At 45.9% G+C, this 24,303-nt stretch carries 20 protein-coding genes and 1 pseudogene; 15 read left to right on the forward strand and 6 right to left on the reverse strand.

The features are described 5' to 3' along the window. From tuf to rpoC, 9 genes and pseudogenes are all read left to right on the forward strand, one after another. Positions 1–212 (forward strand): annotated as a pseudogene (gene tuf, locus NL643_RS21845) (elongation factor Tu); the annotation flags it as partial. 266 nt (positions 213–478) lie between these two features. Then, entirely contained in the window at positions 479–859 is a 381-nt protein-coding gene (gene secE / locus NL643_RS21850; RefSeq protein WP_005397258.1) for a preprotein translocase subunit SecE, read from the forward strand. A 13-nt stretch (positions 860–872) separates the two neighbouring features. After that, positions 873–1,421 carry a transcription termination/antitermination protein NusG gene (gene nusG / locus NL643_RS21855; RefSeq protein WP_005384681.1) on the forward strand — a complete coding sequence of 183 codons (549 nt, stop codon included), beginning with the start codon at positions 873–875 and terminating at the stop codon, positions 1,419–1,421. 164 nt (positions 1,422–1,585) lie between these two features. Beyond that, entirely contained in the window at positions 1,586–2,014 is a 429-nt protein-coding gene (gene rplK, locus NL643_RS21860; protein ID WP_005384682.1) for a 50S ribosomal protein L11, read from the forward strand. A gap of 4 nt (positions 2,015–2,018) precedes the next feature. After that, positions 2,019–2,720 (forward strand): 50S ribosomal protein L1, encoded by a 702-nt coding sequence (rplA, locus tag NL643_RS21865; RefSeq protein WP_005384683.1) that lies wholly within the window; start codon positions 2,019–2,021, stop codon positions 2,718–2,720. 293 nt (positions 2,721–3,013) lie between these two features. Continuing rightward, the gene (gene rplJ / locus NL643_RS21870; protein WP_005397270.1) at positions 3,014–3,508 is read left to right on the forward strand and encodes a 50S ribosomal protein L10; all 495 of its coding nucleotides are present in this window, start codon (positions 3,014–3,016) and stop codon (positions 3,506–3,508) included. 57 nt (positions 3,509–3,565) lie between these two features. Beyond that, positions 3,566–3,934, forward strand: coding sequence for a 50S ribosomal protein L7/L12 (rplL, locus tag NL643_RS21875; protein WP_005397273.1), 369 nt, complete (start codon positions 3,566–3,568; stop codon positions 3,932–3,934). A gap of 253 nt (positions 3,935–4,187) precedes the next feature. Beyond that, a complete protein-coding gene (gene rpoB / locus NL643_RS21880; protein ID WP_253645181.1) occupies positions 4,188–8,216 on the forward strand; it encodes a DNA-directed RNA polymerase subunit beta in 4,029 nt (1,342 codons plus the stop codon). A gap of 104 nt (positions 8,217–8,320) precedes the next feature. Continuing rightward, on the forward strand, positions 8,321–12,523 hold the full coding sequence (gene rpoC, locus NL643_RS21885; protein ID WP_005397277.1) for a DNA-directed RNA polymerase subunit beta': 4,203 nt from the start codon (positions 8,321–8,323) through the stop codon (positions 12,521–12,523). Between the two features lie 187 nt (positions 12,524–12,710). Here rpoC and NL643_RS21890 read toward each other — a convergent pair whose 3' ends face one another. After that, a complete protein-coding gene (locus NL643_RS21890) occupies positions 12,711–13,202 on the reverse strand; it encodes an Rsd/AlgQ family anti-sigma factor (protein ID WP_031780615.1) in 492 nt (163 codons plus the stop codon). Positions 13,203–13,379: 177 nt separating this feature from the next. On the opposite strand from NL643_RS21890, the gene nudC reads away from it, so the two are divergent. Together nudC and hemE are read left to right on the forward strand one after the other, a co-directional pair. Continuing rightward, a complete protein-coding gene (gene nudC, locus NL643_RS21895; protein ID WP_253645182.1) occupies positions 13,380–14,177 on the forward strand; it encodes an NAD(+) diphosphatase in 798 nt (265 codons plus the stop codon). A gap of 246 nt (positions 14,178–14,423) precedes the next feature. After that, on the forward strand, positions 14,424–15,491 hold the full coding sequence (gene hemE / locus NL643_RS21900) for a uroporphyrinogen decarboxylase (protein WP_253645183.1): 1,068 nt from the start codon (positions 14,424–14,426) through the stop codon (positions 15,489–15,491). 239 nt (positions 15,492–15,730) lie between these two features. Here the strand turns inward: hemE and NL643_RS21905 are convergent, their stop codons facing one another. Next, on the reverse strand, positions 15,731–16,303 hold the full coding sequence (locus NL643_RS21905) for a uracil-DNA glycosylase family protein (RefSeq protein ID WP_124009056.1): 573 nt from the start codon (positions 16,301–16,303) through the stop codon (positions 15,731–15,733). Between the two features lie 2 nt (positions 16,304–16,305). Continuing rightward, positions 16,306–17,229: a D-2-hydroxyacid dehydrogenase gene (locus tag NL643_RS21910; RefSeq protein ID WP_253645184.1), complete on the reverse strand. Its 924-nt coding sequence runs from the start codon at positions 17,227–17,229 to the stop codon at positions 16,306–16,308. Between the two features lie 66 nt (positions 17,230–17,295). Between NL643_RS21910 and NL643_RS21915 the strand changes: the two genes are divergently transcribed. Beyond that, positions 17,296–17,883, forward strand: coding sequence for a YjaG family protein (locus NL643_RS21915; RefSeq protein WP_005382520.1), 588 nt, complete (start codon positions 17,296–17,298; stop codon positions 17,881–17,883). A gap of 79 nt (positions 17,884–17,962) precedes the next feature. Here the strand turns inward: NL643_RS21915 and NL643_RS21920 are convergent, their stop codons facing one another. Then, positions 17,963–19,096: a hemolysin family protein gene (locus NL643_RS21920; RefSeq protein WP_048625620.1), complete on the reverse strand. Its 1,134-nt coding sequence runs from the start codon at positions 19,094–19,096 to the stop codon at positions 17,963–17,965. A 253-nt stretch (positions 19,097–19,349) separates the two neighbouring features. Between NL643_RS21920 and hupA the strand changes: the two genes are divergently transcribed. After that, positions 19,350–19,622 (forward strand): nucleoid-associated protein HU-alpha, encoded by a 273-nt coding sequence (gene hupA, locus NL643_RS21925; RefSeq protein ID WP_005382524.1) that lies wholly within the window; start codon positions 19,350–19,352, stop codon positions 19,620–19,622. A 39-nt stretch (positions 19,623–19,661) separates the two neighbouring features. Then, entirely contained in the window at positions 19,662–20,360 is a 699-nt protein-coding gene (locus NL643_RS21930; RefSeq protein WP_046874617.1) for a DUF1481 domain-containing protein, read from the forward strand. A gap of 82 nt (positions 20,361–20,442) precedes the next feature. Here the strand turns inward: NL643_RS21930 and purD are convergent, their stop codons facing one another. Together purD and purH are read right to left on the reverse strand one after the other, a co-directional pair. Beyond that, positions 20,443–21,732 (reverse strand): phosphoribosylamine--glycine ligase, encoded by a 1,290-nt coding sequence (gene purD / locus NL643_RS21935; protein ID WP_046874616.1) that lies wholly within the window; start codon positions 21,730–21,732, stop codon positions 20,443–20,445. A gap of 154 nt (positions 21,733–21,886) precedes the next feature. Beyond that, the gene (gene purH / locus NL643_RS21940) at positions 21,887–23,479 is read right to left on the reverse strand and encodes a bifunctional phosphoribosylaminoimidazolecarboxamide formyltransferase/IMP cyclohydrolase (protein ID WP_253645185.1); all 1,593 of its coding nucleotides are present in this window, start codon (positions 23,477–23,479) and stop codon (positions 21,887–21,889) included. 265 nt (positions 23,480–23,744) lie between these two features. Here purH and zntR point away from each other — a divergent pair, with 265 nt between their 5' ends. Then, entirely contained in the window at positions 23,745–24,143 is a 399-nt protein-coding gene (zntR, locus tag NL643_RS21945; protein ID WP_005397290.1) for a Zn(2+)-responsive transcriptional regulator, read from the forward strand. Positions 24,144–24,303: the final 160 nt, after the last annotated feature.

Genomic DNA, 24,303 nt, shown 5'->3' on the forward strand with positions numbered 1-24,303 from the left:
AAGGCTACCGTCCACAGTTCTACTTCCGTACAACTGACGTAACTGGTGACATCCAGCTACCAGAAGGCGTAGAAATGGTAATGCCAGGTGACAACGTACAGATGACTGTTGAGCTAATCGCACCAATCGCAATGGACGAAGGTCTACGTTTCGCGATCCGTGAAGGTGGCCGTACAGTAGGTGCTGGTGTTGTTGCTAAGATCTTCGACTAATTCATAGCGAATTAGCGATGCTTTCGGAAAATCTTGAATTAGATTTGACGAACCAGTAGCAAAAAGGGCATCATTTGATGCCCTTTTTCTGCACTCAACATTATTTTTGCTGTTTTCTTGTTCAGAAGTGGGTTGGGCGCAGAGCAAGATTAAGCAAAGATGCTTAATCTTAAGAAGAGTACGCTGATTTTTTCAGCGATATGGAGTTTGCCCTGCAACAGCGGGGTTGTTGTCGTCTATATTAAGACTTGTAACAGGTTGGTTTTATGAAAGCAAATAATGCTGAAACTCCTGATAGCTCAAACGCAGCAGATACGTTTAAGTGGTTAGCCGCTTTCGTATTGGCAGCTGCCGCTGTTGTGGGTAATTACCTGTATGGTGAAATGTCTGTAGTGGTTCGTGCTGCAGGCGTTGTTGTTCTTATTGCAGCTGCCTTAGGCGTTGCAGCAACAACGACTAAAGGTAAAGCAGCGATCAGTTTTGCAAAAGAATCGCGTATGGAAGTACGTAAAGTTGTTTGGCCTACTCGCCAAGAAACCATGCAAACAACACTGATCGTTTTAGCTGTAAGTATTGTAATGGCTCTAGTGCTATGGGGTATTGACGGAATTATGGTTCGTCTAGTAGCTCTAGCAACTGGGGTATAGAGGGTTTTTATTCATGAGTGAAGCTCCAAAAAAACGCTGGTATGTGGTTCAAGCCTTCTCTGGATTTGAAGGTCGTGTAGCTCAATCTCTGCGCGAGCATATCAAAATGCACGGCATGGAAGAGCTATTCGGTGAAGTACTTGTTCCTACTGAAGAAGTAGTAGAAATGCGCGCGGGTCAGCGTCGCAAATCTGAGCGTAAGTTCTTCCCAGGTTACGTCCTTGTTCAGATGATTATGAACGATGAATCATGGCACCTAGTACGCAGTGTGCCGCGTGTCATGGGCTTCATTGGTGGTACCTCAGACCGTCCGGCACCTATCACGGATAAAGAGGCTGACGCGATTCTTAATCGTCTTGAGAAAGCGAGTGAAGCGCCTCGTCCGCGTACAATGTACGAAGCGGGTGAAGTGGTACGTGTTAACGAAGGTCCATTTGCTGACTTCAACGGTACTGTTGAAGAAGTGGATTACGAGAAGAGCCGCCTGAAAGTGTCTGTCTCGATCTTTGGTCGTGCGACACCAGTTGAGCTTGAATTTGGTCAGGTTGAAAAGCTGGACTAAGACTCTCCGTTAAAGAGTATAAAAAATCACCTTTTTAGGGTTGTATAAGGCGCGGATTATGACTATAATTTCGCGCCTTTTTACTTCAAGTGAAGTAAAAAGTTTCTTACACAAACGGGGAGCTGATCCGCGATTAGCGTTTGTACCCAAACTTAGGAATTATCATGGCTAAGAAAGTTGAAGCTTACATCAAGCTACAAGTTGCTGCTGGTATGGCTAACCCTAGTCCACCAGTAGGTCCTGCACTAGGTCAACACGGTGTGAACATCATGGAATTCTGTAAAGCGTTCAACGCAAAAACAGAATCTATTGAGAAAGGTCTACCAACTCCAGTAGTTATCACAGTATACAGCGACCGTTCTTTCACGTTCGTAACTAAGACTCCACCTGCTGCTGTTCTTCTTAAGAAAGCTGCTGGCGTTAAGTCTGGTTCAGGTCGTCCAAACACTGAAAAAGTTGGTACTGTAACTGACGCTCAAATCCAAGAAATCGCAGAAACTAAAGCTGCTGATATGACTGGTGCTGACATCGAAGCGATGAAGCGTTCTATCGCTGGTACTGCTCGTTCAATGGGCCTAGTGGTAGAGGGTTAATAAGATGGCAAAACTAACTAAGCGCATGCGCGTAATCCGCGAAAAAGTTGACGTAACTAAAGAATACGAAATCAACGAAGCTGTAGCTCTTCTTCAAGAACTAGCGACTGCGAAATTCGTTGAGTCTGTAGATGTTGCTGTTAACCTAGGCATTGATGCTCGTAAATCTGACCAGAACGTACGTGGTGCAACTGTACTACCTCACGGTACTGGCCGCGAAATCCGCGTTGCAGTGTTCACTCAAGGTGCTAACGCTGAAGCAGCTAAAGAAGCTGGCGCAGACATCGTAGGTATGGAAGATCTTGCTGAGCAAGTTAAGAAAGGCGAAATGAACTTTGACGTAGTTGTTGCTTCTCCAGATGCAATGCGCGTTGTAGGTCAACTAGGTACTATCCTAGGTCCTCGCGGTCTTATGCCAAACCCTAAAGTTGGTACTGTAACTCCTAACGTTGCTGAAGCAGTTAAAAACGCTAAAGCTGGTCAGGTTCGTTACCGTAACGACAAAAACGGCATCATCCACACTACTATCGGTAAAGCAAACTTCTCTGCTGAGCAGATCAAAGAGAACCTAGAAGCACTTCTAGTTGCTCTGAAGAAAGCTAAGCCATCTTCAGCGAAAGGTACTTTCCTGAAGAAAGTAAGCATCTCTACTACTATGGGTGCTGGTGTTGCTGTTGATCAGGCTAGCCTGAACACTCAAGCATAATTTATTTGCTTAGGCGCAAAATTAGTGTATAATTTTGCGCCTAATATTTGTGGTTGGGGCTGAACTTTGGTTCTTTGAACTGTCTCCTAGTTCGAAATGAATTAAGACCCAGTCTCCGTCCAAGACCGTAGGTGTTTGTGTAAAAGCAAACTTAATTATCCTACGTAGATGGTGCCCGAACTGACAGAAAGCTCTATGTAATATAGTTAACTTTCTTCTGGGGAAGCACCTCAATAGCTCTCACTGTCGTGATGATAGTGAGTGGTGTAACGACAACCAGGAGTAAATCCAAGATGGCTTTAAACCTTCAAGACAAAAAAGCAATTGTTGCTGAAGTCAACGAAGCTGCCAGTGGTGCACTTTCTGCAGTTGTAGCTGATTCTCGTGGCGTTCAAGTTGGCGCGATGACTTCTCTACGTAAACAAGCTCGTGAAGCTGGCGTTTACATGAGAGTTGTTCGTAACACTCTTGCTCGTCGTGCGGTTGAAGGTACTGAGTACGAGTGTCTAACTGACACTTTCACTGGTCCTACACTAATCGCATTCTCTAATGAGCACCCAGGTGCTGCAGCGCGTCTTTTCAAAGACTTCGCTAAAGAGAACAAAGATTTCGAGATCAAAGCTGCTGCTTATGAAGGCGCTTTAACTGACGCTGAAGTACTAGCAACACTACCAACTTACGACGAAGCAATTGCACGCCTAATGATGTGCATGAAAGAAGCTTCGGCTGGCAAGCTGGCGCGTACTATCGCAGCTATCCGCGATCAAAAACAAGAAGCAGCGGCATAAGCCTTGCTTTTTACTGGTTGCTTAATAAACTTATTGTTGACTTAAAAGAGAATTGTTATGTCTATTACTAACGAGCAAATCCTAGACGCAGTTGCAGAAATGTCTGTAATGCAAGTTGTTGAACTAATCGAAGCAATGGAAGAGAAATTCGGTGTTTCTGCTGCTGCTGCTGTTGTAGCTGGCGGCGCTGCTGGCGGTGAAGCTGCTGCTGAGCAAACTGAATTCGACGTAATCCTAGAAGCTGCTGGCGGTAACAAAGTTGCTGTAATCAAAGCAGTACGTGGCGCAACTGGCCTAGGTCTTAAAGAAGCTAAAGCTCTTGTAGACGGCGCTCCAGCACCTCTTAAAGAAGGTGTTGAGAAAGCAGAAGCTGAAGCTCTTAAAGCTCAGCTAGAAGAAGCTGGTGCAACTGTTGCTGTTAAGTAATTATTGCATAGTTTCTTAGCCTAACGGCTAATTGGCTGGTGGTTTTTTAACCACCGGCCTTTTTGCGCTGTAGGGTATAGGCGAATTTTCCCGCTGTTTAAGCGCCTGATATCCATGCAAAAAACATTTCATTCTTACGAAATGAAATGTCACTACAGTAAACAGCTATATTAGTCACTGTCCCTTACCCCCCCTTAAGTAACTAGGAGCGGGCGGACAGTTTGGGTCACTTATCAGCGAGCTGAGGAACCCCATGGTTTACTCTTATACCGAGAAAAAGCGCATCCGTAAGGACTTTGGTACTCGTCCACAAGTTTTGGACATTCCATACCTGCTATCGATCCAGCTCGATTCGTTCGACAAATTCATCGAACAGGATCCTGAAGGTCAATACGGTCTTGAAGCCGCTTTCCGTTCTGTATTCCCGATTCAGAGCTACAACGGCAATTCTGAGCTGCAATACGTTAGCTACCGTCTTGGTGAGCCAGTTTTTGACGTTAAAGAATGTCAAATCCGCGGTGTAACTTACTCAAAGCCACTACGTGTAAAACTACGCCTAGTTATCTTTGATAAAGACGCGCCAGCAGGTACTGTAAAAGACATTAAAGAACAAGAAGTCTACATGGGTGAAATTCCACTCATGACAGACAATGGTACCTTCGTAATTAACGGTACCGAGAGGGTTATCGTATCCCAGCTGCACCGAAGCCCAGGCGTGTTCTTCGACAGCGATAAGGGTAAGACCCACTCTTCAGGTAAAGTTTTATACAACGCACGTGTTATTCCTTACCGTGGTTCATGGCTTGATTTCGAGTTTGATCCTAAGGATAACTTGTACGTTCGTATCGACCGCCGTCGTAAGCTACCAGCATCGATCATCCTTCGTGCACTAGGTAAGTCGACAGAAGAAATCCTAGATCTCTTCTTCGAGAAAGTGAACTTCGAAGTGAAAGACCAAACTCTATTGATGGAGTTGGTTCCAGATCGTCTACGTGGTGAAACTGCGTCGTTCGACATCGAAGCGAATGGTAAAGTTTACGTTGAGCAAGGTCGTCGCGTAACAGCTCGTCATATCCGCCAACTAGAAAAAGATGGTGTTGATCACATCGAAGTACCAGTTGAGTACATCGTAGGTAAAGTTGCATCAAAAGATTACATCAATGAAGCAACTGGCGAGATCATTGTTAACGCTAACCAGGAAATCAGCCTGGAAGCACTAGCGAACCTATCTCAGGCTGGCCACAAAGCGCTAGAAGTTCTATTTACGAACGATCTAGACCACGGTCCATTCATGTCAGAAACACTACGTATCGACAGCACGGTTGATCGTATTTCTGCATTGGTAGAAATCTACCGCATGATGCGCCCTGGTGAGCCGCCAACAAAAGAAGCTGCAGAAGCTCTATTCGAAAGCCTATTCTTCTCTGAAGAGCGTTACGATCTATCGACTGTTGGTCGTATGAAGTTCAACAGCTCTATCGGCCGTGAAGATGCTCAAGAGCAAGGCACACTTGATGAAACTGATATCATCGAAGTGATGAAGAAGCTGATCGCGATCCGTAACGGTAAGGGCGAAGTGGACGATATCGACCACCTAGGCAACCGTCGTATCCGTTCTGTAGGCGAAATGGCTGAGAACCAGTTCCGTGTAGGTCTAGTACGTGTTGAGCGTGCAGTTAAAGAGCGTCTAAGCCTAGGCGATCTTGACGCAATCATGCCTCAAGACTTGATCAACGCGAAGCCAATTTCTGCGGCAGTTAAAGAATTCTTTGGCTCTTCACAGCTTTCACAGTTCATGGACCAAAACAACCCGCTATCAGAAGTAACGCACAAGCGTCGTATTTCTGCATTGGGTCCTGGCGGTCTAACTCGTGAACGTGCTGGCTTCGAAGTACGTGACGTACACGTAACTCACTACGGTCGTCTATGTCCTATCGAAACGCCTGAAGGTCCAAACATCGGTCTGATCAACTCTCTATCTGCGTTTGCGCGTTGTAACGAGTACGGTTTCCTAGAGACACCATACCGTCGCGTTGTAGATGGCGTAGTAACAGACGAAGTAGATTACCTATCTGCAATCGAAGAAGGCCAATTCGTTATCGCTCAGGCGAACGCTAAGCTAAACGAAGATGGTACTTTTGCAGATGAGCTGATCACAGCTCGTCAGAAAGGTGAATCTGGTCTACACCCTCGTGAGCACGCTCAGTACATGGACGTTGCGACAAACCAGGTTGTATCTATCGCTGCATCGCTTATCCCGTTCCTAGAACACGATGATGCGAACCGTGCATTGATGGGTGCGAACATGCAACGTCAGGCAGTTCCGACACTGAAAGCGGACAAACCGCTTGTTGGTACTGGTATTGAACGTAACGTAGCCGTTGACTCAGGTGTAACTGCAGTTGCGAAACGTGGTGGTGTAATTCAGTCAGTAGATGCTTCTCGTATCGTTGTTAAAGTGAACGAAGAAGAGTTAGTACCAGGTGAAGCTGGTATCGATATCTACAACCTAACTAAATACACACGTTCTAACCAGAACACATGTATTAACCAGCGCCCATGTGTGATGCCAGGTGAACCTGTATCACGCGGTGACGTGCTTGCTGATGGTCCTTCGACAGACCTAGGTGAGCTAGCGCTTGGTCAAAACATGCGTATCGCGTTCATGCCTTGGAACGGTTACAACTTCGAAGACTCGATCTTAGTATCTGAGCGCGTAGTTCAAGAAGACCGCTTCACGACAATCCACATTCAAGAACTTACTTGTGTGGCGCGTGATACTAAGCTTGGTTCTGAAGAGATCACAGCTGATATTCCAAACGTAGGTGAATCTGCTCTGTCTAAACTAGACGAGTCAGGTATCGTTTACATCGGTGCTGAAGTTAAGGGTGGCGACATCCTAGTTGGTAAAGTAACACCTAAAGGTGAAACTCAGCTAACGCCTGAAGAGAAGCTACTACGTGCAATCTTCGGTGAAAAAGCATCTGATGTTAAAGATACTTCACTACGTGTACCTAACTCTGTATCAGGTACGATCATCGACGTTCAAGTCTTCACTCGCGATGGCGTAGAGAAAGACAAGCGTGCGCTTGAAATCGAACAGATGCAGCTTAAAGAAGCGAAGAAAGACCTAACTGAAGAATTCCAGATTCTTGAGGGTGGTCTTCTAAACCGTGTTAAAGCTGTATTGATTGAAGGCGGTTACTCTGAAGCGAAACTAGACACGACTGATCGTAAGAAGTGGCTAGAACTAACGCTAGAAGATGACGCACTACAAACTCAGCTTGAGCAACTTGCTGAGCAGTGGGACGAGCTAAAAGCTGACTTCGATAAGAAGTTCGAAACTAAGCGTCGTAAGATCACTCAAGGTGATGATTTAGCACCTGGCGTACTGAAGATCGTTAAGGTTTACCTAGCGGTTAAACGTCGCATTCAGCCTGGTGATAAGATGGCGGGTCGTCACGGTAACAAGGGTGTAATCTCTAAGATCAACCCTGTTGAAGACATGCCATACGATGAAAAAGGTCAGCCTGTAGACATCGTACTTAACCCACTGGGTGTACCTTCGCGTATGAACATCGGTCAGATCCTAGAAGTACACTTAGGTCTGGCAGCGAAAGGTATCGGTGACAAGATCAACCAGATGGTTAAAGAGCAGCAAGAACTAGCGAAATTCCGCGAGTTCCTACAAAAAGTTTACGACCTAGGCGACACTCGCCAGAAAGTAGATATTGCTTCTCTGTCTGATGGTGAAGTACGTACTCTTATCAAGAACTTGCGTGGCGGTCTACCAATCGCGACTCCTGTATTTGATGGCGCTCCAGAAGAGTCAATCAAAGCACTTCTTGAGCTAGCAGATCTACCAACATCAGGTCAGCTAACGCTATTTGATGGTCGTACAGGTGATGCGTTTGAGCGTCCTGTAACTGTTGGTTACATGTACATGCTGAAACTGAACCACCTTGTTGATGATAAGATGCACGCTCGTTCAACTGGTTCGTACAGCCTAGTAACTCAGCAGCCACTAGGTGGTAAAGCTCAGTTCGGTGGTCAGCGTTTCGGTGAGATGGAAGTATGGGCACTAGAAGCATACGGTGCTGCTTACACGCTACAAGAAATGCTAACGGTTAAGTCGGATGACGTTAACGGCCGTACTAAGATGTACAAAAACATCGTAGACGGTAACCACAGCATGGAACCTGGCATGCCAGAATCGTTCAACGTACTGTTGAAAGAGATCCGCTCGCTAGGTATCAACATCGAGCTAGAAGACGAAGAGTAATCCTTTTCTCTCTTGATGAAAGTCGAGAGAATCAAAGCGATTATTTGGAAGAAGGTGCTCACTTTAGCGAGTGAGCTCCTTTTAACTCCTTACAGGAGCTGATTGTGAAAGACTTATTAAACTTTCTAAAAGCACAGCATAAGACCGAAGAATTTGATGCAATCAAAATCGGTCTATCTTCACCAGACATGATCCGTTCATGGTCTTTTGGTGAAGTTAAAAAACCTGAAACGATCAACTATCGTACGTTCAAACCTGAACGCGATGGTCTGTTCTGTGCGCGTATCTTTGGTCCAGTTAAAGACTACGAATGTCTTTGTGGTAAGTACAAGCGCCTGAAGCACCGTGGTGTTATCTGTGAGAAGTGTGGTGTAGAAGTTACACAAACTAAAGTTCGTCGTGACCGTATGGGCCACATTGAACTTGCTTCACCAGTAGCTCACATCTGGTTCCTAAAATCGCTACCGTCTCGTATCGGTCTACTGATGGATATCCCTCTACGTGATATCGAACGTGTTCTTTACTTCGAAATGTACGTAGTAACAGAACCAGGTATGACTGATCTAGAAAAAGGTCAGATGCTTACTGAAGAAGAGTATCTAGATCGTCTAGAAGAGTGGGGTGACGAGTTCACTGCTAAGATGGGTGCAGAAGCTATCAAGGACCTACTAGGTTCTATGGATATGCACGCTGAAGCAGAACAAATGCGTGAAGAGTTAGAGACAACAAACTCTGAAACTAAGCGTAAGAAAGTAACTAAGCGTCTTAAGCTGGTAGAAGCGTTCATCGCATCGGGTAACAACCCAGAGTGGATGATCCTGACTGTACTTCCAGTACTTCCGCCAGATCTACGTCCTCTAGTACCACTAGATGGCGGTCGCTTTGCGACTTCTGATCTAAACGATCTATACCGTCGTGTGATCAACCGTAACAACCGTTTGAAGCGTCTTCTAGAGCTCGCTGCTCCGGACATCATCGTACGTAACGAAAAACGTATGCTGCAAGAGTCTGTTGATGCGCTACTAGATAACGGTCGTCGTGGTCGTGCGATCACAGGTTCTAACAAGCGTCCTCTGAAATCTCTTGCTGATATGATCAAGGGTAAACAAGGTCGTTTCCGTCAGAACCTTCTAGGTAAACGTGTAGACTACTCTGGCCGTTCTGTAATCACAGTAGGTCCATACCTTCGTCTACACCAGTGTGGTCTTCCTAAGAAGATGGCACTTGAGCTATTCAAACCATTCATCTACAGCAAGCTAGAGACTCGTGGTCTTGCGACTACAATCAAAGCTGCTAAGAAAATGGTAGAGCGTGAAGAAGCGGTCGTTTGGGATATCCTAGACGAAGTAATCCGTGAACACCCAGTACTATTGAACCGTGCACCGACACTTCACCGTCTCGGTATCCAGGCGTTCGAACCAGTACTAATCGAAGGTAAAGCGATTCAGCTACACCCACTTGTATGTGCGGCGTACAACGCGGACTTCGATGGTGACCAAATGGCGGTTCACGTACCTCTAACTCTAGAGGCTCAGCTTGAAGCTCGTACTCTGATGATGTCGACAAACAACATTCTGTCGCCAGCGTCAGGTGATCCGATCATCGTACCTTCTCAGGACGTTGTATTGGGTCTGTACTACATGACTCGTGAAAAGATCAACGTGAAAGGTGAAGGCATGTACCTTTCTGGCCCAGAAGAGGCTGAGAAAGCATACCGCACTAAACAAGCTGAGCTTCACGCACGCGTTAAAGTACGTATTACAGAAACTGTTGTAGACGAAGACGGCAACAGCACTACAGAAACCAAGATGGTAGACACCACTGTTGGTCGTGCAATGCTATGGCAAATCGTGCCAGCTGGTCTACCGTACAGCATCGTTAACCAAAAGCTAGGTAAGAAGCAAATCTCTAACCTACTTAACGAGGCGTACCGTAAACTAGGTCTGAAAGACACAGTAATCTTCGCTGACCAAATCATGTACACCGGTTTTGCGTACGCGGCACTTTCTGGTGTATCTGTTGGTATCGACGATATGGTTGTACCAGCAGCTAAGTACACTGAAATCGCAGAAGCGGAAGAAGAAGTACGTGAAATCCAGGAACAGTACCAATCAGGTCTTGTTACTGCGGGCGAACGCTACAACAAAGTTATCGATATCTGGGCATCGACCAACGACCGTGTTGCGAAAGCAATGATGGAAAACCTTTCATCTGAAACGGTAGTTAACCGTGACGGTGAAGAGGAACAGCAAGAGTCATTCAACAGCATCTACATGATGGCGGACTCGGGCGCTCGTGGTTCTGCAGCACAGATTCGTCAGCTTGCGGGTATGCGTGGTCTGATGGCGCGTCCAGATGGCTCAATCATCGAAACGCCGATCACAGCGAACTTTAAAGAAGGTCTAAACGTACTTCAGTACTTTATCTCAACGCACGGTGCTCGTAAGGGTCTTGCGGATACGGCACTGAAAACAGCGAACTCGGGTTACCTAACTCGTCGTCTGGTAGACGTTGCTCAAGATGTTGTTGTAACTGAACATGACTGTGGCACTCACGAGGGTGTTGACATGATGCCTCACATCGAGGGTGGTGATGTTAAAGTTGCACTTTCTGAGCTTGCTCTTGGTCGTGTTGTTGCTGAAGACGTACTAAAACCTGGCACTGAAGACGTTCTTATTCCACGTAACACCCTGATCGATGAGAAGTGGTGTCAAATCATGGAAGAGAACTCAGTAGACAGCATGAAAGTGCGCTCTGTAGTAACGTGTGATTCTGACTTCGGTTGTTGTGCACAGTGTTACGGTCGTGACCTAGCACGTGGTCACCTAGTGAACCAAGGTGAAGCAGTAGGTGTTATCGCTGCTCAGTCTATCGGTGAACCAGGTACACAGCTTACCATGCGTACGTTCCACATCGGTGGTGCAGCATCGACAGCAGCGGCAGAGAACAGTGTTCAAGTTAAGAACAACGGTTCTATCAAGCTACACAACGCTAAATCTGTACTAGCAGATGACGGTAAGATCGTTATCACTTCTCGTGCGACAGAGCTAACTATTATTGATGAGTTTGGTCGTACGAAAGAGAAACACAAACTGCCTTACGGTACGCTACTAAGCAAAGGCGATGGCGATACAGTTCAAGCTGGCGAAACAGTTGCAAACTGGGAAGCGCACACACTACCTATCATTACTGAGGTAGCAGGTCGAATCCAGTTTGTAGATATGATCGACGGCGTAACAGTATCTCGTCAAACTGATGACCTAACTGGTCTATCTTCAAGCGAAGTAACTGACCCAGCAGCTCGCCCTTCAGCAGGTAAAGATATGCGTCCAGCTATCAAACTTGTTGATGAGCAAGGTAACGATGTAATGATCCCTGGTACTGATATGCCAGCTCACTACTTCCTACCTGGTAAAGCGATTGTGAACATCGAAGATGGCGCAGCTGTAGGTGTTGGTGCGACACTAGCACGTATTCCTCAGAAGTCTGGCGGTAACAAAGATATCACCGGTGGTCTTCCACGAGTTGCTGACCTATTTGAAGCACGTAAGCCGAAAGAGCCTGCAATCCTTGCTGAGCACACAGGTACTGTGAGCTTCGGTAAAGAGACCAAAGGTAAACGTCGCCTAGTGATCACACGTGAAAGCGGTGAAGCTTACGAAGAGATGATTCCTAAGCATCGTCAGTTGAACGTATTCGAAGGTGAAAAAGTTGAACGTGGTGACGTGATCGCAGATGGTCCAGAGTCTCCACACGACATCCTACGTCTACGTGGCGTACACGCGGTAACGCAGTACATTGCTAACGAAGTACAGGAAGTTTACCGTCTACAAGGCGTTAAGATTAACGATAAGCACATTGAAACTATCGTTCGTCAGATGCTACGTAAGTGTACTATTACTCACTCTGGTGACTCTGAGTTCCTACCTGGTGAGCAGATTGAGTACTCACAAGTTAAGATTGCTAACCGTAACCTAGAAGCTGAAGGCAAAGAGCCTGCACGTTTCGAACGTGAACTACTAGGTATCACTAAAGCATCTCTAGCGACTGAGTCGTTCATCTCTGCGGCATCGTTCCAGGAGACAACTCGCGTACTAACAGAAGCAGCAGTTTCTGGTAAGCGTGACGACCTACGTGGTCTGAAAGAGAACGTAATTGTTGGTCGTCTGATCCCAGCTGGTACTGGTTTCGCATACCACCAAGAGCGTCAAGCTAAACGTTCTGAAGCGCAAGATGGTCCTTCTGCTGAGCAAGCAACGGACAACCTAGCGGCACTTCTAAACGCTGGTTTCTCTTCTGAAGAGTAAGCCATTTAACGAGTAATCATTAGAAGCTTAAGAAAAAAGGCACCTTCGGGTGCCTTTTTAGTTTTTATCCTGCCTTTTTCTTCGAGAGGGTTCTTAGAGAAGGTAATAGTGATAAGGCTAGAAACAAAAAAGACCGACGATGATCGTCAGTCTTTTCTATCCTTCAGTCTCTGAATATTCGCAAACACTAAGCCCCTGGGGGCATAGACAGACTTTCTGCGATCTGCTGTATCAGATAGTCCTCGACTTCAAATCGAGTCTCAAGAATTTCGCCAATGAGACACATATCAGAATCGAAATCATCTAATTCATCATCTTCAGTAACTTCTGAGTACTTATCGTTAAAGTTCAATAGTGGTTCAGTTGTCAGGACTATTTGACCATAAGTTTGATTGATTTCATTGGTCACGACAAAGCCAGTCGCTTTCCAGCGATCCATAACCATGTCATAGATTTTAAAATGGCCCTCGGAGATGTAATCAACGAGATGCTGACAGAAATCCTGCAATTCGGAAGGAGATGGGAGTTCAATAACATTGGTTTTCGAACAAGGTTGCAGTGCTGCAAGCTTACAATATTCAACAATCAGGGATTGTCTTGTCTCTAACCAGTGATCAATGACATCACTTGAGCCACCCCACTGGTCTTGTGTTTGTTTGAATTTTTTTAGCATGACCATGCCCTCATGATCTGATCGCCTGTTGGCGAACGTATCCTTTGCAAAGCAAAGTTAGTAAAGTTATTACAAACTCTTGTCCTTACTAGAATTTAGAGTGCGAATTTACTTAACGACAAACTCTAGTATGAAATTAGATTGCCAGTAAAATGAACGAACTTCAAGCAAAGGGATGGTGTAATGTTAAGAAAAGGTGATGTTAACCGCGCGATAAATGCATACTGGTGTGTTGTTGCAGGAAGTGAAATTTGGCTGGTGGATGGTGCTGTGCCTTTCGGGTCTGCAGAGCAGTTATCACTGCCTGAAGTGAGTGCAAGGCCCATTGGTGAGTATTCTGGTTCGCCCGTCATGTGGCTTAATTTGTCTGATCTGGAGCATGATCTACCATTAGTCTCACTGCGTGACTGCCTGCATTTTCCTGAGCCATTATTTATGTTGTTAAGTAAAGCGGTTCAGTATGGGCACATGACGCAAAGTCTGCGTTTTTGCCCACAGTGCGGTGGAAGAAACTTTCTTAATAATAACCAGTTAGCTATGCAGTGTGGCGAATGCCGTACCCTCCATTATCCTCGAATATTTCCGTGTATTATCGTTGCTGTACGTAAAGAAAATCAGATCTTATTAGCCCAACATCCAAGGCATCGAAATGGTATGTATACGGTTATTGCTGGCTTCTTAGAAGTCGGTGAGACATTGGAAGAGTGTGTGGCTCGAGAAATTCATGAAGAAACGGGAATTCTCGTTAAAAATATTCGTTACTTTGGCAGCCAGCCTTGGGCTTTCCCATCGAGCATGATGATGGGGTTTTTAGCTGACTATGAATCGGGAGAGTTAATTCCAGACTACACTGAGTTGTCTGATGCACAATGGTTTGGTATCGATGAGATGCCGCCTGTTGCGCCTAAAGGAACGATTGCAAGAGCGCTTATCGAACAAACGCTGAAAGATATAGACTCTAATTATCTGATAAATAGATAAAAAAACCCTCCGAGAGGGAGGGGGTAAGTAAGATGTCGTTATGAGATGCTGAGTACCGGGTACTCAGTTTATAATTGTAGTTTTCGCTAGCGAACAAATTTTTAACACTGATACCGATTGGGTGCAAATTAAGCATTGATTTAAAAGTTAATAACTTGATCCAGGTTGCAAAGCACACAGCTATTGGACTTAAATCAGTGATAGAATACCCCCTTTCACAGAAAGCCTAACAGTTGGAATTACGGAATGACTGAATTAAAAAATGATCGTTATCTGCGTGCGCTTTTAAAAGAGCCGGTAGATTACACGCCAGTATGGATGATGCGCCAGGCAGGTCGTTACCTACCAGAATACAAAGCGACTCGTGCAGAAGCGGGTGATTTCATGTCTTTGTGTCGAAATGCAGAATTAGCATCCGAAGTGACACTTCAACCATTACGCCGTTTTCCTCTTGATGCCGCGATCTTATTCTCGGACATCTTAACGATTCCAGATGCCATGGGGCTTGGTTTGCGTTTTGCTGCGGGTGAAGGACCTGTTTTTGATAACCCAATTACATGCAAAGCTGACGTGGAAAAAATTGGTTTGCCTGATCCAGAAGGTGAACTGCAATACGTAATGAACGCAGTACGCCAGATCCGTAAAGACCTGAAGGGTGAAGTGCCGCTGATTGGTTTTTCTGGTAGTCCTTGGACTCTTGCGACGTACATGATCGAAGGTGGTAGCTCTAAAGCGTTTACCAAGATCAAGAAGATGATGTACGCGGAACCACAAACTCTGCACTTACTTCTAGATAAGCTAGCAGACAGCGTTATCGAGTACCTAAACGCGCAAATTAAAGCAGGCGCGCAGTCGGTAATGGTATTTGACACATGGGGTGGCGTACTGACGCCTCGTGACTACAACCTGTTCTCACTGCAATACATGCACAAGATTGTAGATGCTCTGATTCGTGAAAACGATGGTCGTCGCGTGCCAGTCACACTGTTTACTAAGAATGGCGGTATGTGGCTTGAGCAAATCGCAGCAACGGGCTGTGATGCGGTTGGTCTAGACTGGACAATCAACATTGCAGACGCGAAAGCACGTATCGGTGATAAAGTGGCGCTGCAAGGTAACATGGACCCATCCATGCTTTACGCTTCACCAGAGCGCATCCGTGAAGAAGTATCGGATATCCTAGAAGGCTTTGGTGATACGGGTACTGGTCATGTGTTCAACCTAGGCCATGGTATCCACTTGGATGTACCGCCAGAAAACGCGGGCGTGTTTGTGGAAGCGGTACACGAGTTATCTAAGCCATACCACAAGTAAGTTAGATTTTTTGCAATCAAATGCCGGCATTCAGTGCCGGTATTTTTTTACCTAAAATTCAATTTTTTATCTGAAACTCAAGGCTGTACAGCTCTAGTAGTATTTGGCCTACTATGATCTAATTACTATTTGGTCTGTACGATTATTGTTTTATCTTATTATAAACAACAGCTTATCGGTTTTGTGTTTGTGTGCTTATTTTCTTGTACAGATAAAAAAGCAATTAGATCATGGGTAACCTAAAGCATCGAGTGAACGCGTTTTTTAAGGTATGGCACGACTTCAGATTCAAACCAAGGATTCTTCTTTAACCACAATGTATTGCGTGGAGAAGGATGAGGAAGCGGGATAAAATCAGGTTCCCAATCCTGCCATTGCTGAACGGTTTGCGTGAGCGTTTTGGGCTTATTGGTCAGGTAGTACTGCTGCGAGTACTGACCAATTAGTAGAGTGAGTTCTATATTGGGCAGCTGCTCAAGAATCTTTTTATGCCAAGTGGGCGCACACTCTTTGCGAGGCGGTAAATCACCAGAGTTCCCTTTGCCTGGATAACAGAATCCCATTGGGACAATGGCAATTTTATTTGGGTCGTAGAAAACGTCTTTGTCGATATCGAGCCATTGGCGTAATCGATCACCACTTGGGTCATTCCAAGGTATCGAAGTTTTGTGTACACGTGTGCCTGGGGCCTGACCGATGATTAGGATGCGTGCCCCTTTTGCTGCTTGTACGACAGGGTTTGCGCCCAAAGGTAAATTATCCGCGCAGATCTGGCAGGCCCTCACTTGCTGCAATAGCTCGTCTAACGACATTCTTAGTAACCCTTTTCGAAATCCACTTGATAATTTAATGAAAATCCATCGCGCCAGTGTAGATAGTTGTCAGCAAAAATCTCGATCACTTGCTCGGGGAAACTTAACGCCGCGATGTGAGGGGTGATGGTTACTTGCGGAAGTTTCCAAAACGGATGTTCTACCGATAGCGGTTCTTGCTCAAACACATCTAAGAAGGCGTGTTCTACCCAACGGTTTTTCAGAGCGAAGAGCAACCCTGCCTCATCCAGTACGTCGCCGCGACCCACGTTGAATAATAACGCCTTGTTTAGATGGCTGAGTGTTTGACGATTAAGTAACTGTTGCGTCTCCGGTGTACTTGGTAGGGTATTCACAACAATGTCGGCTTGTTCAAATGCCTTACTTAGTTCACTGATATGAAAGGTCTGATTAAATTCACCACCTGAGGTCGGAATACCTGTGCGGTTCATACCGATGGTTTTTATTCCCATTGCTTTAGCTGCGTTGCCCAAATAACACCCAATGCTACCAGTACCGAGAATCACCATGGTTTTACTTTGTAATGATGTATAGAGATGAGGCTGCCATCGTTTGTTTTGTTGTTGCTGGTGGTATCGGTTGAAGTGGCGGTAATGGGCAATACTGTACCCCAGCACATATTCGGCAATCAGTGGGCCAAAGATGCCTCGAACATTGGTCAGGGTGTAGTCCTGACGAAGGTTAGGTAGCATTAGTGCATTGACGCCGGCGAATGTCGATTGTACCCACCCAAGCTGTGAAAACTCGTCTAATCTATTGGATAGTAATGGCGGATCGGCAAGAACTATTTGAGCTTCCTCTGGCTTATCAGTGATGCTCAGATCTGGTAGCTTTCTCTCCGTCAATAACGTTTCGTAGGTGTCACGATGCTCTGAGAGCAGGAAAATCTGATTTGAATGCGGCATTAACTTTTTTCCCTGTGATGAATCAAGTACACTTTCGCTGTTTTTTTCTTCAATGATTGAGTGACTATGCTTAAGAATCCTCTTCAGGTTCGTTTAGAAAAACTAGAACCTTGGCAACAAATTACCTTTATGGCGTGTCTGTGTGAACGCATGTATCCAAACTATGCGATGTTTTGTGAGAACACAGAATTTGCTGACCCGCGTGCTTACCGAGCGATTCTTGATAGTGTATGGGAAATTTTGACAGTTAAGAACGCGAAAATTAACTTCGAACGTCAATTAGAGAAGTTAGAAGAGTTGTTCCCAAGTGCGGATGAGTTCGATTTTTACGGCGTTTACCCAGCGATGGACGCGTGTCAGGGTTTGTCTACGTTACTGCATGGTCTATTGGACCGCGACTACCTTTTCGATTCAATGCTTAAAGTGAGCCAACAGTCGGTACAAACCGTTGCTGATCTAGAGCAAGCGCAAGGTGCAGAGCCAATCACCAACGACAACCAGAAAGAAAATGAAGCCGTATGTGAAGAATGGGACGTGCAGTGGGCTATTTTCCGTCCACTGCGTGAAGCGGTAGAGCGTGACATCAGCTTGATTAAAGATTTACGTGAAGAGTTACGTGAAGAAGGCGTGAGCAATATCGGTATCGCACTTTAATCGTTGAATAGATAGAAAAAAGGCATCCTAAATGGATGCCTTTTTGTTTGGGCGTTTGAGCGGTTATGCCCAATGCTGATTACGATTCTTTAGAGTCTGGTTTTGTCACTTCTTGAGTTTCTGGCTCCTTGTGATGCTTCTCCAGTTCTTCCTCTTCTTCATCGTCATCGCGGCTTTCGATTACGCCGTGCATCTCTTTCCAACTTTCCCAGCGTTGGTAAGCCAGCTCTTGCATGTCGGTACTTTTATCCGCTTCATCGATGATTTCTTCACCCACGAGGTGTTCAAAGATATCTTCCAACGTCACCAAGCCTTGCACAGTACCGTATTCGTCAACGACAAGTGCCAGCTGTAGGCGATGAGTCATCATCTGGTCAAACACTTTCGGTAACGTCGTGTTGTTTAGCACCACTTGAATCGGGCGCATGATTGCTCCCAGTTGTTTCTGTCCACAACCTGATTGTTGGAGTTTGAACAACTCAAGGCGGTGCACAAAACCAATGATATTGTCTTTCTGCTCGCTATAAACCAATGGGCGGGAGAAAGGTGTATCCTTGTGTTTTTCTAGGAACTCATTGATGGTCATCGTGGCATCAATACGGAATACCACAGGACGTGGCGTCATAACCTGCGTTACAGGTACATCTTGGATGCCAAGCAAGTTGCTTAATATTTTTGATTCACCCTCGGCAAATTCACCGCTTTCACGTGCCAGAATCGCCATTGCAGACAGTTCATCACGCATTTTCGGAGCTTCGTGGTTACGAGCAAGACGCTTGGTGATTTGCTCTGAAAACCATACGAATGGCGTTAACGCCCATACCATCCAGCGTAATGCGACTGCCGCGGTTGGCGCCAATTGACGCCAGTAAGTTGCGCCAATTGTTTTCGGTACGATCTCTGAAAGTACCAAGATCGCCAGTGTGAGCACTGCCGAAAAGATACCTAACGCTTCGCTACCAAATACCACCGCAGCTTGTGCACCAGCAGTGGCCGCGCCGATGGTATGAGCAATGGTATTTAGAGTTAGAATGGATGCCAATGGTCGGTCGATATCTGATTTTAGCTTAGCCAGTTGCCCAGCTGCGGGATGCCCCTGTTGATTGAGCTGCGCAATGTAGCTCGGACTGATACTCAGCAGTACCGCCTCCAGCACCGAACAGATAAACGAAATGCCGATTGCAATAGAGATATAAATGGATAACAGCAGCATAGTTGCCCTTGAATGTAGTTTGATAATGGTTATTTGCAGCTATTATAACCGCAAAAGTGCCTTATAAATTGGTCCAAATACCTTGGAAAGCAAGGGTTTTCAGGGGGTATGTGGTAACAAATTGTGAGTTATTACTCATATTATGGCTAAAAGTACGTCAGAAAATCGAAAGATCGCTTACAAACCTTTGCCAGATGGGGCATTTATGTTTTAGAGTGAGACGAATTCGATAACCTATGAGAAGGGAAACCTAATGAACAAGACCCAATTAATCGACTTTATCGCAGAGAAAGCAGACCTATCAAAAGCACAAGCAAAAGCTGCTCTTGAAGCGACTCTTGATGGTGTAACTGGTGCACTTAAAGAGGGTGACCAAGTTCAACTAATTGGTTTTGGTACATTCAAAGTAAACCACCGCGCTGCACGTACTGGTCGTAACCCTAAGACTGGTGACGAGATTCAAATCGCAGCAGCTAACGTACCTGCATTCGTAGCAGGTAAAGCGCTGAAAGAATCAGTAAACTAAGTTAGAATGCACCGAGGTATCCTGCCTCGGTGCAACTTCATGAAAAAACATCTACTCGCTTCACTTCTCTTATCTAGCTTTACCCTTTTTGGCTGTTCGTCGGTTGAAACTCCTAATTTAGAACAATTCACTCACTTCTCTGGCGGCAAAGTTGCTGGAGACGCAAGTAGCTTGTACTGGATGACTGAGAAACTCACTCGCGTGAGTACGGCTGCTGATTACGTAACGATGGGGGATAATGGCTGGTTTCAAAGTGACTACCGTTGGGATGAAGGTGAGCTTCGAGAGTTGATTCGAAAAGGTGAGCAAGTTGATACCAAGCAAGAGTTGGTGCCTTTTCAAATCCACATCCGTTTTAATAAAGATGGCGAAGCGGTTTACCAACAATATCGCGTTAATCGTAAAGTCTTACCACTTCAGCATGAACAATTAGAACGTTACAAGACAGAAGCGAATGATGTAGTCGCGTCGGTTAAGGCGCAGTCTCGTAACAGTCAGAGCCTCATTCAAGGTTATTGGAATGGCCAATCGTTTGAAACCTGCAAAGGTAAAGCGTTCTCGACACTCGAGTTTAATCAGACGTTGCCAAAATTTATTATCGAGCGTCTCTCATCTGTAGACAGTTACGTGGCTTTTGTCGGCAAGCAGTCACGAAATAAAGCAACGGTTGATGAACTGTTGATGCTCAATGATGATGACTTTGATTGTGTACCACGACCAGCATTACTCGCTGAGTAAGCTTGGTGAGACTTACTAACTGACAGAGTAATAAAAAAGGCGCTGAATGCGCCTTTTGTTTTTTAGCCAACTTAAGTTGTTTTTATTTTTCTTGCTCACGTGCAATCGCACGGTAGCCGATGTCACTGCGATGGAACATGCCGTCCCAACTGATCTGTTTCGCAAGCTCGTAAGCGCGTTGCTGCGCTTCTGATACGCTATTGCCAAGTGCGGTTGCACAAAGAACACGACCGCCGTTTGTTACGATGTTGCCATCTTTATTGTCTGTACCCGCGTGGAAGACTTTCTCGCCTTCAATTTCAACTTGTGGCAGACCAGAGATCACATCGCCTTTGTTGTACGCTGCTGGGTAACCACCGGCTGCGAGTACGATACCAATCGACGCACGTGGATCCCATTTTGATTCAACTTGATCCAGTTTTTGGTCAATCGCAGCCAAGCAAAGATCAACCAGATCCGATTCCATACGCATCATGATTGGTTGTGTCTCTGGATCACCGAAGCGGCAGTTGTACTCGATCACTTTAGGCGTACCATCTTTGTCGATCATCAGACCCGCGTATAGGAAACCTGTGTATGGGTTACCTTCAGACGCCATGCCACGTACCGTTGGGTAAATGACTTCTTCCATGATGCGGTTGTGAATTTCTGGTGTTACCACAGGAGCTGGCGAGTACGCGCCCATGCCACCAGTGTTAGGACCTGTATCTTTGTCACCTACGCGTTTGTGGTCTTGGCTGGTGGCCATTGGCAGAACGTTCTCACCATCCACCATCACGATGAAGCTTGCTTCTTCGCCATCTAGGAACTCTTCGATAACCACGCGGCTGCCTGCGTCACCAAATGCGTTGCCAGCTAGCATGTCTTTGATTGCGTCTTCGGCTTCTTCTAGCGTCATTGCCACAATCACGCCTTTACCAGCCGCAAGGCCGTCGGCTTTCACCACAATCGGCGCACCTTGCTCACGCACGTAAGCAAGCGCTGGTTCAATTTCTGTGAAGTTTGCGTATGCACCGGTTGGGATTTGGTGACGAGCAAGGAAGTCTTTAGTAAACGCTTTAGAGCCTTCAAGCTGCGCTGCGGCTTGGGTAGGGCCAAAGATTGGTAAGCCCGCTTCGCGGAACGCATCCACCACACCAATAACCAGTGGTGCTTCAGGGCCAACGATAGTCAGTTCAATCGCCTTCTCTTTGGCGAAAGCAACAAGGCCAGCGATGTCTTCTACATCGATGTTTACGTTCTCTAGTTTTGGCTCTAGTGCCGTACCTGCGTTGCCTGGAGCAATGAAAATAGTCTCAACATTTGGGTTTTGCGCTGCTTTCCAGCCTAGCGCATGTTCACGACCGCCTGAACCAATGATTAAAACTCGCATATGAAAATCCTTAATCTTATAAATACTGTTTACTCAAAGTATTTGATGATGTGGCTAGGCAGCAATTGAGCCCATCCCGGAAACATAGCCAGCTACGTAACCGGGGTGGCCGAAAGCAGTTAACAATGCCACAGTGCCAAATACGATGAGGAAATTAGTGGCGGAAGTGACGCATACCCGTGAAGATCATCGCCATACCGTGCTCATCTGCTGCTGCGATAACTTCGTCGTCACGCATAGAGCCACCTGGTTGAATTACGCACTTAATGCCGGCTTCTGCTGCGGCATCGATACCGTCGCGGAATGGGAAGAAAGCGTCAGATGCCATTACGCTACCGGCAACTTCTAAGCCTTCATCTGCGGCTTTGATGCCGGCAATTTTCGCTGAGTAAACGCGGCTCATTTGGCCTGCGCCCACACCGATAGTCATGTCGCCTTTTGCGTAAACGATCGCGTTAGATTTCACGTATTTCGCTACTTTCCAGCAGAACAGCGCATCTTTCAGCTCTTCTTCTGTCGGTTGACGCTTAGAAACCACTTTAAGGTCGTCTAGTCTTACCATGCCTTGGTCGCGATCTTGAACCAGTAGACCACCGTTGACGCGTTTCACGTCAAAGCCCGTTGTCTTCGTTGACCACTCGCCACACTCTAGTAGACGTACGTTCTTCTTCGCCGCAACGACTTCAATCGCTTCAGCAGAAACAGAGGGAGCAATGATTACTTCAACGAATTGACGCTCAACAATAGCGGTTGCTGTTTCAGCATCTAGCTCTTGGTTGAATGCGATGATGCCGCCGAACGCTGATGTTGGGTCAGTTTGGTAAGCGCGGTTGTACGCTTCTAGAATGTCCTTACCCAGAGCTACACCACATGGGTTCGCGTGTTTTACGATCACACATGCTGGCTCGTTGAACTCTTTCACACACTCAAGTGCGGCGTCCGTGTCTGCGATGTTGTTGTAAGAAAGAGCTTTACCTTGGATTTGGCGAGCAGTAGAAACAGACGCTTCTTGTGGATTGGCTTCCACGTAGAAAGCTGCGGCTTGGTGGCTGTTCTCACCGTAGCGCATGTCTTGCTTCTTCTCGAATTGCTGATTGAAAGTACGTGGGAATTTAGACTCTTCATCACCTTCTTTGTTCTCACCGTAAGATGGAACCATGGTGCCGAAGTAGTTTGCGATCATGCCATCGTAAGCCGCAGTGTGTTCAAATGCTGCGATAGCAAGGTCGAAACGAGTCTCTAGTGTTAGAGATTTCTCGTTCTCGTCCATTTCAGCGATAACGCGGTCGTAATCATGAGCGTTCACAACGATAGTCACGTCTTTGTGGTTTTTCGCTGCAGAGCGAACCATCGTTGGGCCGCCGATATCGATGTTTTCAACCGCGTCAGCTAGTGTACAGCCTTCTTTTGCAACGGTTTCTGCGAATGGGTATAGGTTAACAACGACCATGTCGATTGGATTGATGCCATGTTTTGCCATCACGTCGTCATCTTGACCACGACGACCAAGCACACCACCGTGAACTTTCGGGTGAAGCGTTTTAACGCGGCCGTCCATCATTTCTGGGAAACCTGTGTAGTCAGAGACTTCTGTTACTGCGATGCCTTGTTCGGCAAGTAGGCGTGCTGTACCACCAGTAGATAGGATATCGACACCGCGCTCAGCAAGAGCTTGTGCAAACTCAACAATACCTGTTTTGTCTGATACGCTGATAAGCGCACGGCGAATAGGACGAGCGTTATTCATGCTTCCATTTTCCTCAAATTCACGGAGTTAAAGATGTTTGCCAAAAATGAACTTGTTTTTACCTCTTGGGGTAAAATATTGGCCAGTTTTGGTAAAGACCTTTGCCGGATGTTTTCTGGTTAGAAAACAGTCTCCACATTTGATGGCGCGTATTCTAACCAATTTATTACAAAAAAGCTCGCGCAATCGTTTGGCATCTCAAAAATAATTGTGAAAAAGAGGTTCTTTAGCTTTAAAAGTAACGAGATAGTTAATAGGGAAAGTTATGTTTCAGATAGGTGAACTGGCAAAACGTTGTGGTGTGACGGCAGATACGCTGCGTTTTTATGAGAAAAACGCGCTGATAAAGCCCGCAGGTCGAAGTGAATCAGGTTATCGTCTCTACAATGAAGAGAATCAAAAGCAGGTACACTTCATCCTTAAAGGTAAAGAGCTGGGCCTGAGCTTGGATGAGATTAAAGAGCTACTAGAAATCAAACTAGAAGCAACAGAACACAGCTGTGCAGAGGTTAAAGCTATTACTTCTGCTAAGTTAGAGCTGATTGATGGAAAAATTAACGAGCTAACGAAAATTCGTCGAGCTTTGAAGAAGATCAATGATGCTTGCTGCGGTCATACGGACGATGATGCTACTCATTGTTCTATCCTTGCAGCACTTGAGTAGTCTCATTTCTGCATCACTTAACTTAAGTTTGCATTTTTGGCGGCTTGCTTTTCTAGGTGCACGCCGTTTTCCCACCTATAATCTCGCCTTTAGTTACCTGTAGGAATTGACCATTGTTTGATTCCTGCCGTAGCGCTGTCTGTAGATACGAGAGTTTTCA

Origin of the sequence: Vibrio sp. Y42_MX_L11, from assembly GCF_024181785.1 — a bacterium.
GTDB classification, from domain to species: Bacteria; Pseudomonadota; Gammaproteobacteria; order Enterobacterales; family Vibrionaceae; genus Vibrio; species Vibrio diabolicus.

Bases quoted from the DNA above. Each gene is read 5' to 3' on its own strand.
- secE (WP_005397258.1), top strand. From the start codon at position 479: ATGAAAGCAAATAATGCTGAAACTCCTGATAGCTCAAACGCAGCAGAT.
- hupA (WP_005382524.1), top strand. From the start codon at position 19,350: ATGAACAAGACCCAATTAATCGACTTTATCGCAGAGAAAGCAGACCTA.
- NL643_RS21890 (WP_031780615.1), bottom strand. From the start codon at position 13,202: ATGGTCATGCTAAAAAAATTCAAACAAACACAAGACCAGTGGGGTGGC.
- purD (WP_046874616.1), bottom strand. From the start codon at position 21,732: ATGCGAGTTTTAATCATTGGTTCAGGCGGTCGTGAACATGCGCTAGGC.
- hemE (WP_253645183.1), top strand. From the start codon at position 14,424: ATGACTGAATTAAAAAATGATCGTTATCTGCGTGCGCTTTTAAAAGAG.
- NL643_RS21920 (WP_048625620.1), bottom strand. From the start codon at position 19,096: ATGCTGCTGTTATCCATTTATATCTCTATTGCAATCGGCATTTCGTTT.
- NL643_RS21930 (WP_046874617.1), top strand. From the start codon at position 19,662: ATGAAAAAACATCTACTCGCTTCACTTCTCTTATCTAGCTTTACCCTT.
- rpoB (WP_253645181.1), top strand. From the start codon at position 4,188: ATGGTTTACTCTTATACCGAGAAAAAGCGCATCCGTAAGGACTTTGGT.
- rplA (WP_005384683.1), top strand. From the start codon at position 2,019: ATGGCAAAACTAACTAAGCGCATGCGCGTAATCCGCGAAAAAGTTGAC.
- rplK (WP_005384682.1), top strand. From the start codon at position 1,586: ATGGCTAAGAAAGTTGAAGCTTACATCAAGCTACAAGTTGCTGCTGGT.
- zntR (WP_005397290.1), top strand. From the start codon at position 23,745: ATGTTTCAGATAGGTGAACTGGCAAAACGTTGTGGTGTGACGGCAGAT.
- rplJ (WP_005397270.1), top strand. From the start codon at position 3,014: ATGGCTTTAAACCTTCAAGACAAAAAAGCAATTGTTGCTGAAGTCAAC.
- NL643_RS21905 (WP_124009056.1), bottom strand. From the start codon at position 16,303: ATGTCGTTAGACGAGCTATTGCAGCAAGTGAGGGCCTGCCAGATCTGC.
- purH (WP_253645185.1), bottom strand. From the start codon at position 23,479: ATGAATAACGCTCGTCCTATTCGCCGTGCGCTTATCAGCGTATCAGAC.
- nudC (WP_253645182.1), top strand. From the start codon at position 13,380: ATGTTAAGAAAAGGTGATGTTAACCGCGCGATAAATGCATACTGGTGT.
- NL643_RS21910 (WP_253645184.1), bottom strand. From the start codon at position 17,229: ATGCCGCATTCAAATCAGATTTTCCTGCTCTCAGAGCATCGTGACACC.
- NL643_RS21915 (WP_005382520.1), top strand. From the start codon at position 17,296: ATGCTTAAGAATCCTCTTCAGGTTCGTTTAGAAAAACTAGAACCTTGG.
- rplL (WP_005397273.1), top strand. From the start codon at position 3,566: ATGTCTATTACTAACGAGCAAATCCTAGACGCAGTTGCAGAAATGTCT.
- nusG (WP_005384681.1), top strand. From the start codon at position 873: ATGAGTGAAGCTCCAAAAAAACGCTGGTATGTGGTTCAAGCCTTCTCT.